We start from the raw sequence: 16,536 nt of genomic DNA on the forward strand, positions 1-16,536 counted from the left end.
AAGTGCATGACCGAAGCCGACATAAAATCGATCGCCTTGTTTTTCTACTTTGCTTTACTAGATGACAGAAGGGCGATCGAAGCTTCAACTCAGGCACTAGCCCTTTGTCGAGATAAAAAGCAACGCAACCCTGAGCTTTCCACTCCTGTCGCCCTTGTCGCGGCAACTAAGATTACCTGGGATAAATTCAAAGTACGCGTAACTCGCGGTCGTCCAAATACCACAGTTGAATCCGGTTGGCTGGTTCCTGAAGGTGTTGATTTGGGCCCATGGCGTGAATTCCAGAAAACAGCTTCTGAAGACGAGCTGTTAACCGTGATTTGGTCAAAAATTTTAAAAATAGAAGATAACGATATTTCAGAGGGCTTGGGAATCACTCAAGGCACGATTCGTTATCGCCTGGGCCGAGCTTTGCGAAAACTCGGAACAATGACTCAAGGTGTGGGTAAGTTAAAGCATGGCACAGCAGGAAGGTAAAATTCCTCTTTCAAAAAAAGGCAAAAGGGAGATGTCTCCTTTTATCGGCCATGAGCTACTTTACGATTATCTGTCGGGGATTCTCGATGATGAAAGAAAGTCAGCGGTGGAAGATCACGTGAAGTTTTCGCGTGATGCTCAACTGGATTTGAATAAGATCCAGAACGGCGAAATTTACGCAAAACAATTGGCTGACACCATTGTGTCTCAACCGATCATTGAGCAAATCAATACGCCTTCGACTTATCTGACCGTTCTAATGCAAAAATCCAATTTCGATCGCTGGCCGCAAGGATTGAAGTGGGGATTGGAAGCTTTGGTTGTCGTAGCCGTGATTGTGACTTTACTGACGGTAGCTCCGTGGCAAAAAGTTTTGCAAATCGGTATGAGCGGTAACACCAAAGAAGTCGTTCTGGCTGAAGTTGCGAAAACTGAAAAAGTTGCGCAAGTTGAAGACAAACCACAATTCGTGGATGAAGAACCTAAAACTGAAAAGCCGTTGCAAACTCCTAAACCTTTGCCGACGGTGGATGTGAAAGCGACCCCGGCAGCGACAGCGGTAGCCGCGAAACCTTCGGCGACTCCGGCAGTATCTGTGGCGGCGAAAGTTGCAGCAGCAACACCTGCGAAAAAAGAGGCTGATGAAGAAAACGATTCTGAAGGAGCAACTTCGGGTGGTTTCCTTTACCGGGGCGAAATTGCCGTCACGAATCTTTCTGTAGTTGGCCCTAAAATCACAGAAAAAGTTAAAGAGCTTGGCGGTCGTAAAGCCGGTGGCGTGGAATTAGGTTGGCAGAAATCTCCAACATCTACGTACTATCACTTCACTTTGCCTGAAGCTAAATACCAAGATCTGACGACGTTCCTCGGCACATACGGCAAAGTTCATGTGAACAAGGAAAAGCATCCCCGTGTAATGCCTGATGGAATCATCCGTCTGATCATCACTGTGGATGAAGATAAAAAGTGAAAACGCTAAGACGGAAACCTAAGAGATCCCTGCGCACGATTTTGATCGTGTGGTCACTTTTGTTTTCCGTCGTTCCTTTGGCTTTCGTAACTCTATATTCGATGAAGAAATACGAAAGAGCCATCGATCATGAATTGACTCAAAGGCTTAAAGGGAATGCTCGTGAAGTGGAAATCATGTTGAATGATTACCGCACATCATTGCAGCAACGTCGTGAACGCTATCTTCGCGATCCAAGTTTGACTTACCATTTATCCATGGGAGACGGAAACACTGTTCGTAATGTCGCAAGTACCTGGATTCGTTCAGACGATACTTCCAGCCTGACATTCTTTAACCGTGAAGGCCGCATGCTTGCTTCGGTCTTTAAAGACAATAAAGGTGCCGTACGCAGCTTTATGCCCGGCCAGGATGCGGTCTTTTTATCAGCGAAATACATGGCAGAGGTTAAAGAAAATCAGGAAGTGGGAGTCGCTGAATACAGTGATGATCACAAAATGAATCTGATCCTGATCTCCCAAGTGAATAATGGCAGCGGAAGATTGATTGGTTATATGGAGCAGGTAATTGATTTGAATCAGGCTTACCTGACGAAAATCAAAAACCGTTTGAAGCTTGAGCTGATCTTATTTAAAGACAACGGCGACATGGTTGCCGCGAGCCACGCGGATTTTTATCTTTATAAAAAAGACTTTTTTAAGAACTACTTTCATCCACAAAAAGATCTGTTTTTTGACTTGAACGTTCGCTCGGCACCGTACGGATTCCTGGTATATCCTTTGGATTGGGGTATTTCAAAATTTTATGTGGCATTGGGGGCTTCAAAAAGCGAATCAGCAGCCGTCCTTCGCAATGTGAATATCGCATTTATGACGGTCGTTGGTGCGGTGGTGATGCTTTTGATTCTGACGATTTTAGTAACATCCAGCTGGGTTTTGAAGCCGCTGTATGATCTGGTCGATGCCTTGCAGTCTTTCGAATCTCAAGAGCAGGCGGTCACCATTCCAGTTAAGAACGATACGGAAATTGGATTATTGACTGAAAGTTTCAATGAAATGAGTAAGAAGATCTGGACGGCGCGTTCTGACCTTAGAAAAAAAATCACGGAGCTTGAATCTGCTAACCGCGAGCTGAAAGAAACCCAAACCAAGCTGGTTCACTCGGCAAAAATGGTTTCATTGGGTCAGCTGGTTGCGGGTGTGGCGCACGAGTTGAATAATCCGATTGGCTTTATCTATTCGAACATGACTTATCTGCGTGATTACAGCGACAAGCTGATCAGGCTGGTTGAGTCGGCAGAAAAAGATGTAACCAAACTTCCGGCCTTAAAAGAAGAGTACGAATTCGAGTATATCGTTAAAGACATGCCGAAATTGATTTCTTCTTGTCAGGACGGTGCTCGTCGCACGCGCGACATCGTCTTGGGCTTAAGAAACTTCTCTCGACTTGAGGAAGCTAAGCTGCAAGAAATCGATTTGCATCAAAGCTTGGATACGACTTTGAATCTGTTGCAGGGGGAGATCAAAGGACGCGTGGAAATCCATCGTCAATACGAACCGACGCCACACATTCACTGTTATGCGAGTCAGATCAATCAAGTCTTTATGAACATCCTTTCGAACGCTGTGCAGGCGATCGAGGGTTCGGGCCATATTTGGATTTCAACCTTGCCTTTGAAGGACTATAAGCCGAACAAAGACAGCAAGCTGAATAAATCGGGTTGGGTGCAAATCTCAATTCAAGACAGTGGGAAAGGCATGAGTGCCGAAACGATCGATAAGATTTTCGATCCTTTTTTCACGACCAAAGGCGTGGGTCAGGGAACTGGATTAGGTCTTAGTATTTCCTATGGAATCGTGCAAAATCACGGTGGGGAAGTTCAGGTTCGTTCTGAAGTGGGCGTTGGCACCGAATTTATTGTCATCCTACCGATCTTCCCTCCGGTCCAAGAGAAAAATACGCAACTATTGTCCTAAAAATCCCGGCTTAGGACTGAACGAGGCTTGCTTCCTTTAGAGATGTCTCATTTAGCCGATAATAATAGTGATGGCGGAGCAGAAATCCTCGAATGACAACAACAAGCTTTTGGCGATCCTCTTGTTTTTAGGGGCTGGCATTCTTGTATTGATGTCATTAGGAAACGACAATCCAAAATCCGGTGGCCAAGCGGGTGTAAAAAAAACTGAAAAGTTTGAAAAGGCCGTGAACAAACATCTGATGCTTACAAATGAAAAAATGGAATTCGAACGTCGTCGTTTAGAAATTGAAAATGCCGCGGGTTCTGATTTCAATTCCACTAAAGCGCAAACGACTTACAATCCCCAAGATTCTGGTTTGGATCTTTCAAACGATTCTCGGGCTGCAGAAGTTGCAAACATTTTGGGGCGTGGCGAGCGTAAAGAGGGCGAGCCGTTAAATCCAAACGATGTGATTCAAAAAGAACTTTTCAATGCGCAACAAGAAGTCGAGTATTCTGAGGCCTACAAAAAAGAATACGCTCGTCAGTTCGTGGAAAATGCACGCCGAGGCGGGTACAAGGTTTACCTTGATGAAAACTACCGGGTGAAGCAAGTCGTCCCACTGAATCGTCAGCCGGGTAGCACGGATATCTTTAACTCCCACGGCGATGCCATTCGCTAATCAAGTGCGCGGTCCTTTGAGTCTTTTGAAAAATCCATTATCAGCCATACTATAATAATCCCGCTCGCTGAAAATAATGTGATCTAAAAGTGGAATTTGAAACAGCTTGCCGCAGTTATGCATTTTTCTGGTGGTAATCAGATCCTGATCAGAAGGTTGAACACTGGAGCTGGGGTGGTTGTGTGCCATCATAAAAAAACTGGCATTTTTTAAAATCAGAAAACGAAAGATATCCCGGGGGTGGGTCGGACAATGATCCGCCGTCCCCCTAAAAATCATTTCCGTCGCGATAACTTGTAGTTGCGGACTTAATGCGATGACCCACAATTCTTCGGCATAGGGGTTTATGATCGTTTTCAAGGTTTCAAAAGCTTGGGCACTGCTGGTGAGTTCTGTCATGCATTGGGAACATTGCAAAAAGCGTAGCCGTGCGGACTCAACCCACCGATCAGGGGCGGACGGAAGGTGGACGCCCGTCTTGAAACGCACGGGCATGACTTGCGCCTGACAAATCCTCGACATAGAATTGGGAGGAATAAGGGGTATTTATGATCAAGAATTTGCTACTTGGTGCAATGGCTGTTTCTTTGTTGGCTCTAACGAGCTGTGGTCCTAAGGCGTTCACAAAAGGTGATTACGATGACGTGAACAGAGAGAATTTGTTAAACGACCAATGGTCTGAAACAGATATGCAGAAAGCTGTTCAGGATCTTGTGAACAGTGCCCTTCAATCACCAGCAATCACTCAATCTAAAAAAATGCCAATCGTGATCGTCACGGGTTTGCAAAACAAAACCAGCGAACACATCGACACTCAAAGCATCATGGATATGATTCGTGTTGATTTGATGAAATCTGGCAAAGTAGCTTTCATCGATAAAGAAGCTCGTGGTGATATCGCTGACGAATACAATTACCAAAATTCTGGTATGACAAGTGCTGAAACTAAAAAAGGCCCAGGCGGCCAAATCGGCGCAGACTTTATCATCAACGGTCGTTTGGATTCAATCGTTCAAGAGGTTGGTAAAGACAAATCCGTATACTACAAACTGACTTTGAATCTGACGAACTTGAAAACAAGCATGATCACTTGGTCAGATCAAAAACAAATCCGCAAAGTATTTAAGAAAAAATCTATCGGTCTATAATGATTAAATCGACTAAAAGACTCACAGGATATGTGGGTCTTTTTTTTCTTCTGCTAATTACCGGGTGCGCATCTTATCAAAGTAAGGTGGATAAAGCCCGTACCTCACTTATCGCTCGCAATTACGACGCTGCACTTAAAGATCTTGAGCCCTTGGCGAACAAAGCGGATGGCGATCAATTAGTTTATCTTTTAGATTATGGCGTGGCATTGCAAGTCGCTGGAAAGGTCGGCGACAGCAATAAAACTTTTTTGCGTGCAGATAAACTTAGCGAAGAAGTCGATTATCAATCCGTCAGCCGTGTGACTGGATCATTGTTGTTGAACCAGGGAATGGTTCAATACAAAGGCGACACTTTCGAAAAGATTTTCATCAATGCGTATCTTGCGATGAATTTCCTGGAGATCGGCAAACTTGATGACGCCTTGGTTGAAGCCCGTCGAATCAATGAGAAATATCAAAAATATCGCCTTGATGAAAAACAGAAGTTTGAACTGAATCCCTTCAGTAAATATCTTTCCGCTTTAATCTGGGAAGCCAGTCGCGACTATGACGATGCTTATATCGCCTATCAAGAAGCCTATAAGTTAGATCCCAATATTCCACAAATTGGCGAAGACCTGATTCGCTCTGCTAAAAACGCCCGTCGGCCCGATACCTATAAGGATTGGAAAAAAAAGTTTCCGGAAGTGAAAGAAAATCCTGATTGGTACAACAAATCCATGGGCGAGTTGATTATTATTTACCAACAAGGCTGGGGTCCTAGAAAATATGCAGCGAAGAATGAGTATCGCCTGCCAGCTCTGTATCCGACTCCGAGTGAAACCAAGCTTGCCCGGCTGACAATTGATGGGGGAGCAACGGTCGTCAGTCATCCAATTTACGATGTTCAAGAAGCTGCCATCAAAACTTTGCAGGAAGACTATGGTGTCTTGATTGCAAAACGACTTGCGGGCATTGCCACGAAAGCAGTGGCGGCAGATCAAGTGCGCCAACAGAATAAATTGCTGGGTGATTTAACTTATTTGGCATTAAATATTGCCGACCAAGCGGATCTTCGCCAATGGTCGATGCTGCCTCAGACAATCCAAATCATCCGAGTTCCTCTAAGTGCAGGGGAGTATAAATTTAATTTAGAAGGTTTGAGTCTATCAGGCGCACCAACCGGCGAAGCTTTATATAATCAGACGGTCACAATCAAGTCAGGCCAAAAGAAATTTATAGTTTGGCGTTCCCTTAAATAGGAACGTTGGCAAATTCCTTTTTCCGGCGTTCTGTTTTACGGCGATTTTTCAGAGGCCGCGAATTTTGGGCAAAAAAAAGGCCCAGCGTTAGCTGAGCCCTTTCGGTGCTAGTTCTGTCGAGACAGAATTAGTTGTTCAAACCAAGAGATGAACCCGGAAGATTCGGAGTTTCTTCGTCTTGTTGAAGACCTGGAAGAACAGTCGCTTTTTCAGCAGCTACTTTAGCAGTAGTGTCTGTGTTGTAGCGAGTTGCTGCAGTAGCAACACGGTTTTCCAAGTTTTGTTTCATTTCCGCAGACGCATTTTCAACAACTGTGTTTACTTGTTGCTTAGTCATGTAGTCTTGAGGGAATGCACCAAGTTTAGCAAGGTAGCCAGAGATGCTGCCGTTGCCGTTTTGGATGATTTCACGAAGTGTGAAAAGAGGAGCGTATTGAGATGCTTTCTTTTCAGCTTCAAAGATGATCTGAGTCAAAGTTGCAGCAGTGATATCGTTTTTTGATTTATTATCGATAACCATTACTTCTTCGTTTGTACGAATCATTTTAGCGATGTCGTCCAAAGTCACGTAGCAGCTTTGTTGTGTGTCATAAAGTTTACGATTCTGATAACGCTTGATGATTTTAACTTTAGAATTTGGCTTAGATGTCATTGTTTCGTTTTGGTTGATCAAAACTGCCTCCCAATTTGAAAATTACCCAAAATATCCAATGAGATATGTGCTAAAGTATTCAGCACGTCCCCCTGTCGATGGGCGCAACCTATCCCCGGTGCCATGCCTTGTCAAGCGGTCCTCAAATCAAAAGAAAAGACTCTAGGCGTTAATTTCAATCGATTTGAGAATCTCGGCCAGTCCAAACCCTTGTTTGTTTTTTTCCGCAGAATTCTCAGACCTTCGTCTAAAGTTTTCATTTGAAGTCGCCGAAACGTCATTAGGGTCGATTACGTTGCGGGTGGTAATTTAATGAAAAATGAGAAAAATCAAGAGTTTAAGTCATCTGGAGTTCTGACTTTGTTGGGTCTCGTTGGCTTCTCGGCAACCATCATTGCCTCCCCCTGGAACCAGTCCGCACAAGACTCTGAGACCAAAGCCGCCCTGCAGAAAGCGGAGGTCGTGGGTTACCAAGTTGTACAGATTTATCGCGAAGCGACAAAGGTTTCTGCGGCGCCGAAAGTGGCCTCTGGAGGCCGTTCTCCAGCCTCAATTTCACCTAAAGTTGACGGAATCGACAGCCTTCGTTCGACCGGAACCATGGGCACTGACCCGTGGGGTCAGCCATATCATTATCGTGTGCTTCCAAACGCAGAGAAGAACTCCAACATCCGCATTGTTGTGTGGTCATCGGGTCCCAACATCAAAGTCGAAAGCAAAGATTTGGAAAATGAGGATACGAAGATTTCAGGACAACCCAACTTTAGTGGAGACGATGTGGGCGTGGTCTTGAGTATGTCTCAAAATTAGATTTCCTGGCCCTGTCCTTGGGTCAAGTTATTGTGGCCTCTCGTCAAGGTTTTCTTACAGAGCACCGAACAGCCTAGTGACCAAGGAGATCCAATGCTTCTTCAAACTAGGACCGGAATTATCGCAGTACTTCTTCTCTCGCTGACTGCATGCGCGACATCCACGTCACATGATTCTGACAAAGCGCCTTACTACGAGGCTTCTTTCAATGATCACAACCGTGCTCCTGCATCTCTGACTCCTCAACCGATTTCATCAAAAGATGGCCAAGCAACTCTTGATCCACTTTATTTGCGTACTCAAGCGGACTACTACTTCGCAATGGGTGAGGCGTATGCTTTGGAGGGTAACCCAAACAAAGCGATCGAGTCGTTTAAGCTGACTCTGGTCTACGATCAAAACTCTCCAGCGGTGAACATGCGTTTGGCGGCAGAGTATTTAAAATTGGGCATGATCTCTGAATCTTTGTCACAAGCTGAAGAAGCAACTAAGAAAGATCCAAAAAACATCGACGCTCACTTGTTGTTGGGTGGTTTGTACTCTTCGATGAAAGCCTATCCTAAAGCGATGGATCAATACCAGGTTGTGATGAAGCTTTCTCCGACGAACACAGAAGCTCCACTTTACATTGGCGCTTTGTATTCTGAGCAAAAGCAATCTGACAAAGCCGTGAAGTATTTCGAATCATTGTTGAAAAATCCTGAATACACAACTCCGTACCTAGTGCACTACTACATCGGTCGCGTACGTATGGAGCAACCAGAAGCGAAATACCAAAAAGCAGCGGAAGCATCCTTCAAAACAGCTTTAAAATTGAAACCTGATTTTGCTGATGGTGTTTTGACTTTGGGTGCATTTTACTCAAAACAAAAACAAGAAGAAAAAGCATTGTCTTTGTACCGTGCTTATCAAAAAGAACAATCTCCATCTCCAAAAATTGCGGATGTTCTTGCGCAAACTTATATTGAGCAAGGCAAGTACGACTTGGCTTACGATCAATTGGAAGTTTTGGAAGCAAACACAGACGAGCCATTGAACATCAAAATGAAAATGGCGTTGATCTTGATTGAACAAAAACGCTATGACGTAGCGGTAGAGAAGCTGGAGCAAATCCTTAAGGATGCGCCAGATTCAGATAAGATCCGTTTTTACCTGGCAGCAGTTTACGAAGAAACCCGCCAGTCTGAAAAAGCGATCCGTGAATTTAAAAAGATTCCAACTTCCAGTACATATTATGGTGAGTCGACTGTTCATGCGGCGTACTTGCTAAAAGGTGTGGGTCGTTTGGATGAAGCGATCGAACTTGTCTCTAAAGGTTTGAAAGAGCGTGCGGATCAACCACAAGTGTATGCAATGTATGCTTCCTTGCTGGACGAAAAGAACGATTTCAAAGGTGCTGCGAAGGTTTTGGAGCAAGGCCTTGAGAAATTCCCGGAGAACGCTCAATTGAGATTCTATTTCGGTACTATCAATGACCGTATGGGTAACAAAGATATCGTGGTATCTGAGATGAAAAAAGTTTTGGAATTGGATCCAAACCACGTGCAAGGCATGAACTATCTGGCTTTCACTTGGGCAGAGATGAACCAAAATCTTGAAGATGCTGAAAAGCTGGCTCGTCGTGCGATGGAGCTAGAGCCGCAAGATGGTTATGTTTTGGATACATTGGGTTGGATTTTGTACAAACAAAATAAAACAGTTGAATCAATCAAGTTCCTGGAAGCAGCTCACAAGTTCCAAGGTACGGTGAGTGTGATCGCAGAACACTTGGGTGACGCTTACTATAAGCAATCCATGGTTGATAAAGCTAAAAAGATGTACCGTAAGGCGGCGGACCTGGAAACTGACAAACGTAAAGTTCAGGAAATCCGCGCTAAGATCACTGCGATTGAAAAACAAGAAATGGGTTCTCCAAGATTGCCAGCTTCTGTTGAAACACCTGTGGCAGCAGATCACACGGCAAAATAATTCCTTGGTCGGAAAAATTGGAAACTCGCTACTTAAAGCCCACTGTCTGGTGGGCTTTTTTATTTTTTCTCGAAAGCGTTCTTGTTTTTCATCTCTATATATAGATAGAAGCAGGTGAAAAACATAAACGGCAATGCCAGAATTAAGCCGAGGCCGCGCAGATATGTAGCAATCACTAGCGCAACACTGATCGCGACCGTTGCCGCCAGAAAAGGACGCAGATTTTTGATCGCGGCGATAACAGTGCGGTCCATGGCTTTTGCGATACCCATATTGGTTTCAAGTTGCAGATTCAAACCGTGGGATAAGATGAAATAAAAGAATACTCCCATGGCCATCAATCCAAATCCTGCCGGCAGAGATTGAATCAGCGGTTGAGGACTGTGGATTACTCCAAACGCTGAACCCATTAAAATTCCAGTGGGCATCAAGATGACCGCCGTGATCAGCCACGACACCCAATCTTTTTGCAGATGGGTGAAGTCTCTTTCCCAGCGTCCTTTTTGTAAACGCAAATTCGCGAGTTCTTGAAAAATCAAAAGGCCCACAGCAATCAATAGGGCACCGATCGTGGGAACAATCTGTGAAAAGAAAGTAAAGAGTGTGGCAAGGACTCCTAAGATAAGGCTGTCCTTCCAATTCTTGCGAAACATGATCAATGCTTGTTTAACTGAATGCATTTTCATATGCTAAGGGAATGAAAAATCTTTGGCGACAATTAATATCATTGATGCAGGGTCTTTTTCTTCTTGGCGGAGCAGTTCTTGTGAGTGCTTGTGCAACCAAACCGGTGATTGAGGCGCCATTGCAGCAAGCGGAATGGGAAACCAAAGCTTTGATTCGCGACATGAAGGAAAACAAATCCAATTCCGTTTCCATAGATATGATGGCCGTGAAAAACCAAAGAGTTCGTCTGGACATCACCGCCCTGATGGGTTTTCAGGTCGCATCTTTGGTTATGTCTCCCAAAGAAATCGCTTATGCCATCTATCCCAGAAAAGAATTTTATTATGGAAAGAACTCTGAAAAATCCATCGAGCGTATAATCGGTTTGAGTTTGCATCCAATGAATCTGGCTAATATCGCCTTTGATGAACCTGTACGTGGGCCAGGATGGGCGTGTGAGCACGATAGTTCTCAGATACTGTCGAAGTGTGAAAATAAGCAGCGTTCTATTCGAGTTGAATGGAAGGATCGCACAGAAGGTAAGAAGAAAGTTGTAATTACGGCACCGCAATTCGAAATGCAGTGGCTTTTTAAGGCTCCCCAGACCGAGGTCCAGTTCAAACCTGAGACGTTCACCTTGAAACAACCTGATGGTTTCAAGGCAATACAAATAAATTAAAAAACTCGTTAACCGTCTAGTATTGAGGCATAATCTTAGTCAGTAGGTGTGTCACAAATCACCGGGGAGAGTATTATGTCCTCTAAGATTGACCTTCACTCGCTGATCAGCAACTGGCAGAACTCCAGCGTCAATGCTAAAGAACATTGGAGCGGTACTTTCTCTGAGTACTTAGACCTGGTTAAAGCCAATCCGAAAATCACTAGGAATGCCTATCAACGCATGTATGACATGATCGTTGAAGAAGGTACCGAGACGTATCTTGATTTCAAAAAGGAAGTCGTTCGATACAAATTCTTTAGTGATCAATTCAACAACGGCAAAGATGCAGTCTTCGGACTGGATGTGCAGTTGATGAAACTCGTAAATATTTTGAAATCTGCTTCTTTGGGCTACGGCACAGAGAAACGTGTGATCCTATTGCACGGTCCGGTGGGAAGTGCGAAGTCCACGATCTGCCGCATGCTAAAAAAAGGGTTGGAGAGATACTCTCATCAACCTCAAGGTGCTTTGTACACTTTCGAATGGATTGACGAAAAGAATGAGCTTAATGGTTTGTTGGGTAAGGAAGTAAAAGTATTCCCGTCACCAATGAATGAAGAACCGTTGCTGTTGATTCCAGAAGAAATGCGTGGCGCTTTGTATGATCAAATCAACAAAGGCCAAGAAGGCAGTTACCGCGTTCACGTTGATGGAGAGCTAAGCCCGCCATCACGTTTTATCTTTAAGCATTTGATGGAACATTACGAGGGCGATTTGATGAGCGTGCTAAAACACGTTCGTGTGAAACGCTTATTTATTTCCGAAGCCGACCGTATCGGCATCGGTACTTTTCAACCTAAAGACGAAAAGAATCAGGACTCTACAGAGCTTACAGGTGACATCAATTACCGTAAGATCGCAGAGTACGGTTCTGACTCGGATCCACGTGCCTTTAACTTTGACGGGGAGTTCAACGTTGCCAACCGCGGGATGATTGAATTCGTCGAAGTTCTAAAACTTGACGTGGCTTTCTTGTATGACCTTTTGGGAGCATCACAAGAGCACAGAGTTAAGCCTAAAAAATTCGCACAGACTCATATCGATGAAGTGATCATCGGACACACGAATGAACCCGAGTATCGTCGTTTGCAAGACAACGAATTCATGGAAGCCCTTCGTGACCGTACGGTGAAAATCGACATTCCGTACATCACTCGCTGGAAAGACGAAATCAATATCTATAAACGTGATTTCAACTCCCAAAAGGTGCGTGGTATTTCCATTGCTCCACACACAGTTGAGATGGCAGCGATGTGGGCGATTCTGACTCGCTTGGAAAAGCCGAAGAAAGCAAACCTCACTCGTTTGCAAAAATTGAAACTATATAATGGCAAGACGCTTCCGAATTATACTGAGGACAACGTGCGTGAGCTTCGTAAAGAAACTCAGCGCGAGGGCCTTGAAGGTATCTCGGCTCGTTATATCCAGGATAAACTTTCCAATGCGTTGGTAAATGCGCAGCAATCCAATAAAGGTTCTGTAAATCCGTTCATGGTCTTTAAGGAATTGGAATCGGGTCTTAAGAGTCACTCCCTTCTTTCTAACGAAGAGCTGAAAGCTGAATACAAAGAGCTTTTGGGTGTCGTGATGCAAGAATACGAAGAGATTATCAAGGCCGAAGTGCAACGTGCGATCAGTGCTGACGAAAGCGCGATGGCAAGATTGTGCTCGAACTATATCGATAACGTAAAAGCATACACTCAGAAGGAGCGCGTCCGTAATCAGTTCACTGGTAACGACGAGGAGCCGGATGAGCGTTTAATGAGATCGATCGAAGATAAGATCGAAATCCCAGAATCCCGTAAAGATGATTTCCGTCGCGAGATCATGAATTACATAGGGGCTTTGGCTCTTGAAGGTAAGAAATTCAACTTCAAGATGAACGAGCGCTTGCACAAGGCGATCGAGCTTAAACTATTTGAAGATCAAAAAGACAGTATCAAGCTTACAACTCTTGTCAGCAATGCTGTTGATAAGGACACGCAAGAGAAGATTGATATCGTTAAAACCCGTCTTATTAAAGACTTCGGATACGATGAAATCTCTGCGACGGATGTTTTACATTACGTTGCAAGTATCTTCGCCCGAGGCGATGTAAAGAGTAGATAATGGGCATACGCGAAGATCAAAGCCGATTTAAAGACATCGTAAAGGGGAAGGTCAAAGAAGACCTTCGCAAATACGTGTCGCAAGGTGAAATGATCGGGAAGCGGGAAGACGAATACGTCAAGATCCCGCTTCCGCGCATTGATATTCCCAATTTCCGTTATGGTCCCAAGCAATCTGGTGGTGTTGGTCAAGGTGAAGGACAACCCGGTCAGGATGTCGGTGATCCAGGCGAAGGCGGACAAGGTCAAGCGGGTGAAGCACCCGGTGAACACATGGTGGAGGTTGAACTCTCCATGGAAGAGCTTGCAGATATTTTGGGCGAGAAACTGCAGCTGCCGCGCATTGAACCTAAAGGTCACAAAAATATTGATTCCTTAAAAACGAAATTCACAGGGATCGCTCCGGTGGGCCCCGAGGGACTTCGTCATTTTAAATCCTCTTATAAAAGCGCACTGAAACGTATGGTTGGTTCTGGAACTTATAATCCGGAAGAGCCGCTTGTGCTGCCGATTCGCCGAGACATGAAGTACAAGTCGTTCAAAAAGGTGAATCAACCCCAAACCCAAGCGGTCATTATCTATATGATGGACGTGTCGGGTTCGATGGGCGAGGAACAAAAGGAAATCGTCAGACTTGAAAGCTTCTGGATCAATACGTGGCTTAAGAAGCATTACAAGGGTCTTGAAACCCGATTTATTATTCACGATGCTGCGGCTAAGGAAGTTGATGAAGACACTTTCTATCGTACAAGTGAATCTGGCGGTACGCTGATCAGTTCTGCCTATAAACTCTGCCAGGAAATTATCCAGGCAGATTATCCAACCAATGAATGGAATATTTATCCTTTTCACTTTAGTGACGGAGATAACTGGAGTGGCGAGGACACGCGTCTTTGTGTGAAGATGCTGCAGGAGTTCTTCCTGCCTAACTGTAACGTCTTTGGATACGGCCAAGTCGAAAGTAAATACGGCAGTGGTCAGTTCTTAAAAGATTTGCAAAAGGAATTCGGCGAGGACGAACGAATCACTCTCAGCCAAATCGAAAGCAGAGACAAGATTCTGGATTCCATCAAAGACTTCCTCGGTAAAGGCCGCTAACCGACTTTGTGTCGCTTCGGGTCTTAGCAAGAAGGGCCATGCAGCCCTTTAGAGAGTGAAGGAACTACCATGGCAAATTTAACTCCCGAATTAGAAGCAGAACGAAAGCGTATTTGCCAGATCGCTAAGGATGCAGGACTAGACTGTTTCGAAACTGTCTTCGAATTGATTACATACGATCAAATTTCGCAGTTTGCTGCCTATGGTGGATTCCCGGTGAGATATCCTCACTGGAAATTCGGTATGGAGTACGAGCATCTTTCTAAAAGCTATGAATACGGCCTTTCTAAAATCTATGAAATGGTGATCAATACAGATCCTTGTTATGCGTACCTGATGGAAGGCAACGCGATGATGGATCAAAAGCTTGTGATGGCTCACGTTTATGGTCACTGTGATTTCTTTAAAAATAATGTGTGGTTTGGAAAAACAAATCGCAAAATGATGGACCAGATGGCGAATCATGCGACAAGAATTCGTCGTTACATGGATCGCTATGGACAAGACACGGTCGAAAATTTTATCGACGTATGTTTAAGTCTTGAAAACCTGATTGATCGTTACAGTCCCTATGTGGAAAAGTCTGTGGTCAAATCGGAAACACCTCCGCAGGAAAAAAACTATCTATTAAAAGTCGAGCGCGATTACATGCGCGACTATATCAATCCGCCCTCTTTCGTTCAGGAACAAAAGCGTAAAGCCGAGGAAGAAGCCGCGGCCCAAGCGCAACGCTTTCCTCGTGAACCAGAAAAAGATGTTCTGAAGTTTTTTATTCATCATGCTCCATTGGCTGACTGGCAGGTGGATGTACTGACAATTATTCGTGATGAAGCTTATTACTTCTCTCCGCAAGGTATGACGAAAACCATGAATGAGGGTTGGGCTTCATACTGGCATTCCAAATTGATGACGACGAAAATTTTGAATGATTCAGAGATCATCGATTTCGCCGATCACCATGCCGGCACGATGGCCATGGCTCCGAATGGCTATAATCCGTATAAAGTCGGTATTGAGCTTTTCCGTGATATCGAAGAGCGCTGGAACAAAGGTCAATTTGGTCGTGAGTTTGAAGAGTGTGATGACGTGAAAGAGCGTAAACACTGGGACAAGAAATTGAATTTGGGGCGCGATAAGATTTTTGAAGTTCGCAAAGTCTGCAACGACGTCACGTTTATTGACCAGTTTTTGACGGAAGACTTTTGCGTGCGCAATAAGCTCTTCGTGTATAAATTTAATAAAAAGACACAGAAGTTTGAAGTCGACACGAGTAACTTCAAAGCGATCAAGTCGCAGCTACTGTTTCATATGACCAATTTTGGTCAACCGATCATTCGCATTGAAGATGCCAACTTCGAAAATAGAGGTGAATTGTTGCTAAACCACCTTCACGAAGGCATCGACATGCAACCTGATTTCATGAGCGAGACTTTGAAAAACGTGTACAAACTTTGGAGTCGTCCGGTGAATATCGCGACGATTATGGATGAGACACCGCAACTTTTTAGATTTGACGGAAAGGAGTACACGCAGCATAAACTGAGCGAAGAGGGTCCGACACCGAACCCTGCAACTGAAGAAAGCTCTGGTTCTTAATGAAAAATACCCGTTTAGTTTATAGTACCGACCCTAAGGACAATATTATTTGTCCTCACTGCAAAGAACTAAAGAGCGAATGCAAATGTCGCCCTGAGGATAGCGCGGATCAAAAGTTCACTGTGATCTTTCGCCTGGAAAAGAATGGCCGAGGCGGAAAGACGGTAACTGTTCTGGATGGTTTGCCAAGAAACGAAGATTACCTAAAAACACTTGCGAAAGAATTGAAAGCCAAGTGTGGTGTAGGTGGATCGCATTCAATTGGCGAGAAATTCGGACTGGTTGAAATCCAAGGTGATAAGAGAGACGCGATCAAAAAAATTTTACAGGTCAAAGGCATACCATTTAAGGGTATGTAATTCTAGACTTAAGGTAACTTGTATTTTTGTTCGATAAAGATATCCTGTTTATATGCAGATGTACGGTAATAACTTGAAC

The 16,536-nt window shown here is 44.3% G+C and carries 16 protein-coding genes; 13 read left to right on the top strand and 3 right to left on the bottom strand.

Annotation, left to right across the window (positions count from 1 at the left end):
• Positions 1 to 6 precede the first annotated feature (6 nt).
• From HW988_RS00970 to HW988_RS00985, 4 genes are all read left to right on the top strand, one after another.
• Positions 7 to 477, top strand: coding sequence for a hypothetical protein (locus tag HW988_RS00970; protein ID WP_181605833.1), 471 nt, complete (start codon positions 7 to 9; stop codon positions 475 to 477).
• The gene (locus HW988_RS00975) at positions 458 to 1,447 is read left to right on the top strand and encodes a hypothetical protein (protein WP_181605834.1); all 990 of its coding nucleotides are present in this window, start codon (positions 458 to 460) and stop codon (positions 1,445 to 1,447) included. The genes HW988_RS00970 and HW988_RS00975 overlap by 20 nt, the downstream gene beginning before the upstream one ends.
• A complete protein-coding gene (locus tag HW988_RS00980) occupies positions 1,444 to 3,423 on the top strand; it encodes an ATP-binding protein (protein ID WP_181605835.1) in 1,980 nt (659 codons plus the stop codon). The genes HW988_RS00975 and HW988_RS00980 overlap by 4 nt, the downstream gene beginning before the upstream one ends.
• A gap of 70 nt (positions 3,424 to 3,493) precedes the next feature.
• Complete coding sequence (locus HW988_RS00985; RefSeq protein WP_181605836.1) at positions 3,494 to 4,087, top strand: hypothetical protein; 594 nt, start codon at positions 3,494 to 3,496, stop codon at positions 4,085 to 4,087.
• Here the strand turns inward: HW988_RS00985 and HW988_RS00990 are convergent, their stop codons facing one another.
• Positions 4,088 to 4,486, bottom strand: coding sequence for a JAB domain-containing protein (locus tag HW988_RS00990; RefSeq protein WP_255490140.1), 399 nt, complete (start codon positions 4,484 to 4,486; stop codon positions 4,088 to 4,090).
• 149 nt (positions 4,487 to 4,635) lie between these two features.
• On the opposite strand from HW988_RS00990, the gene lpoB reads away from it, so the two are divergent.
• Positions 4,636 to 5,235 carry a penicillin-binding protein activator LpoB gene (gene lpoB / locus HW988_RS00995; protein WP_142698605.1) on the top strand — a complete coding sequence of 200 codons (600 nt, stop codon included), beginning with the start codon at positions 4,636 to 4,638 and terminating at the stop codon, positions 5,233 to 5,235.
• The gene (locus HW988_RS01000; RefSeq protein WP_181605838.1) at positions 5,235 to 6,479 is read left to right on the top strand and encodes a COG3014 family protein; all 1,245 of its coding nucleotides are present in this window, start codon (positions 5,235 to 5,237) and stop codon (positions 6,477 to 6,479) included. Before lpoB ends, HW988_RS01000 begins: the two co-directional genes overlap by 1 nt.
• 127 nt (positions 6,480 to 6,606) lie before the next feature.
• Here HW988_RS01000 and HW988_RS01005 read toward each other — a convergent pair whose 3' ends face one another.
• Positions 6,607 to 7,152: a polyhydroxyalkanoate synthesis regulator DNA-binding domain-containing protein gene (locus tag HW988_RS01005; protein ID WP_088617236.1), complete on the bottom strand. Its 546-nt coding sequence runs from the start codon at positions 7,150 to 7,152 to the stop codon at positions 6,607 to 6,609.
• A gap of 291 nt (positions 7,153 to 7,443) precedes the next feature.
• Here HW988_RS01005 and HW988_RS01010 point away from each other — a divergent pair, with 291 nt between their 5' ends.
• Positions 7,444 to 7,941 carry a hypothetical protein gene (locus HW988_RS01010; protein ID WP_181605839.1) on the top strand — a complete coding sequence of 166 codons (498 nt, stop codon included), beginning with the start codon at positions 7,444 to 7,446 and terminating at the stop codon, positions 7,939 to 7,941.
• Positions 7,942 to 8,034: 93 nt separating this feature from the next.
• Entirely contained in the window at positions 8,035 to 9,909 is a 1,875-nt protein-coding gene (locus tag HW988_RS01015; RefSeq protein ID WP_181605840.1) for a tetratricopeptide repeat protein, read from the top strand.
• Between the two features lie 59 nt (positions 9,910 to 9,968).
• Here HW988_RS01015 and HW988_RS01020 read toward each other — a convergent pair whose 3' ends face one another.
• Positions 9,969 to 10,589, bottom strand: coding sequence for a hypothetical protein (locus HW988_RS01020; RefSeq protein ID WP_181605841.1), 621 nt, complete (start codon positions 10,587 to 10,589; stop codon positions 9,969 to 9,971).
• Between the two features lie 17 nt (positions 10,590 to 10,606).
• On the opposite strand from HW988_RS01020, the gene HW988_RS01025 reads away from it, so the two are divergent.
• The 5 genes from HW988_RS01025 (at position 10,607) to HW988_RS01045 (ending at position 16,457) form a co-directional block, all read left to right on the top strand.
• The gene (locus HW988_RS01025) at positions 10,607 to 11,254 is read left to right on the top strand and encodes a DUF4292 domain-containing protein (protein WP_255490141.1); all 648 of its coding nucleotides are present in this window, start codon (positions 10,607 to 10,609) and stop codon (positions 11,252 to 11,254) included.
• 75 nt (positions 11,255 to 11,329) lie between these two features.
• On the top strand, positions 11,330 to 13,405 hold the full coding sequence (locus tag HW988_RS01030) for a PrkA family serine protein kinase (protein ID WP_181605842.1): 2,076 nt from the start codon (positions 11,330 to 11,332) through the stop codon (positions 13,403 to 13,405).
• Positions 13,405 to 14,502, top strand: coding sequence for a DUF444 family protein (locus HW988_RS01035; protein ID WP_142698611.1), 1,098 nt, complete (start codon positions 13,405 to 13,407; stop codon positions 14,500 to 14,502). Before HW988_RS01030 ends, HW988_RS01035 begins: the two co-directional genes overlap by 1 nt.
• Before the next feature lie 69 nt (positions 14,503 to 14,571).
• Positions 14,572 to 16,098 carry a SpoVR family protein gene (locus HW988_RS01040; protein WP_181605843.1) on the top strand — a complete coding sequence of 509 codons (1,527 nt, stop codon included), beginning with the start codon at positions 14,572 to 14,574 and terminating at the stop codon, positions 16,096 to 16,098.
• The gene (locus HW988_RS01045) at positions 16,098 to 16,457 is read left to right on the top strand and encodes a translation initiation factor (RefSeq protein ID WP_181605844.1); all 360 of its coding nucleotides are present in this window, start codon (positions 16,098 to 16,100) and stop codon (positions 16,455 to 16,457) included. The genes HW988_RS01040 and HW988_RS01045 overlap by 1 nt, the downstream gene beginning before the upstream one ends.
• The last annotated feature ends 79 nt before the right edge of the window (positions 16,458 to 16,536 follow it).

It is taken from the genome of Bdellovibrio sp. KM01, assembly GCF_013752535.1.
Lineage (GTDB): Bacteria > Bdellovibrionota > Bdellovibrionia > Bdellovibrionales > Bdellovibrionaceae > Bdellovibrio.

Bases quoted from the DNA above. Each gene is read 5' to 3' on its own strand.
- HW988_RS01020 (WP_181605841.1), bottom strand. From the start codon at position 10,589: ATGCATTCAGTTAAACAAGCATTGATCATGTTTCGCAAGAATTGGAAG.
- HW988_RS01015 (WP_181605840.1), top strand. From the start codon at position 8,035: ATGCTTCTTCAAACTAGGACCGGAATTATCGCAGTACTTCTTCTCTCG.
- HW988_RS01030 (WP_181605842.1), top strand. From the start codon at position 11,330: ATGTCCTCTAAGATTGACCTTCACTCGCTGATCAGCAACTGGCAGAAC.
- HW988_RS00975 (WP_181605834.1), top strand. From the start codon at position 458: ATGGCACAGCAGGAAGGTAAAATTCCTCTTTCAAAAAAAGGCAAAAGG.
- lpoB (WP_142698605.1), top strand. From the start codon at position 4,636: ATGATCAAGAATTTGCTACTTGGTGCAATGGCTGTTTCTTTGTTGGCT.
- HW988_RS00970 (WP_181605833.1), top strand. From the start codon at position 7: ATGACCGAAGCCGACATAAAATCGATCGCCTTGTTTTTCTACTTTGCT.
- HW988_RS00990 (WP_255490140.1), bottom strand. From the start codon at position 4,486: ATGACAGAACTCACCAGCAGTGCCCAAGCTTTTGAAACCTTGAAAACG.
- HW988_RS01045 (WP_181605844.1), top strand. From the start codon at position 16,098: ATGAAAAATACCCGTTTAGTTTATAGTACCGACCCTAAGGACAATATT.
- HW988_RS00985 (WP_181605836.1), top strand. From the start codon at position 3,494: ATGGCGGAGCAGAAATCCTCGAATGACAACAACAAGCTTTTGGCGATC.
- HW988_RS01025 (WP_255490141.1), top strand. From the start codon at position 10,607: ATGAAAAATCTTTGGCGACAATTAATATCATTGATGCAGGGTCTTTTT.
- HW988_RS01000 (WP_181605838.1), top strand. From the start codon at position 5,235: ATGATTAAATCGACTAAAAGACTCACAGGATATGTGGGTCTTTTTTTT.
- HW988_RS01040 (WP_181605843.1), top strand. From the start codon at position 14,572: ATGGCAAATTTAACTCCCGAATTAGAAGCAGAACGAAAGCGTATTTGC.
- HW988_RS01035 (WP_142698611.1), top strand. From the start codon at position 13,405: ATGGGCATACGCGAAGATCAAAGCCGATTTAAAGACATCGTAAAGGGG.
- HW988_RS01010 (WP_181605839.1), top strand. From the start codon at position 7,444: ATGAAAAATGAGAAAAATCAAGAGTTTAAGTCATCTGGAGTTCTGACT.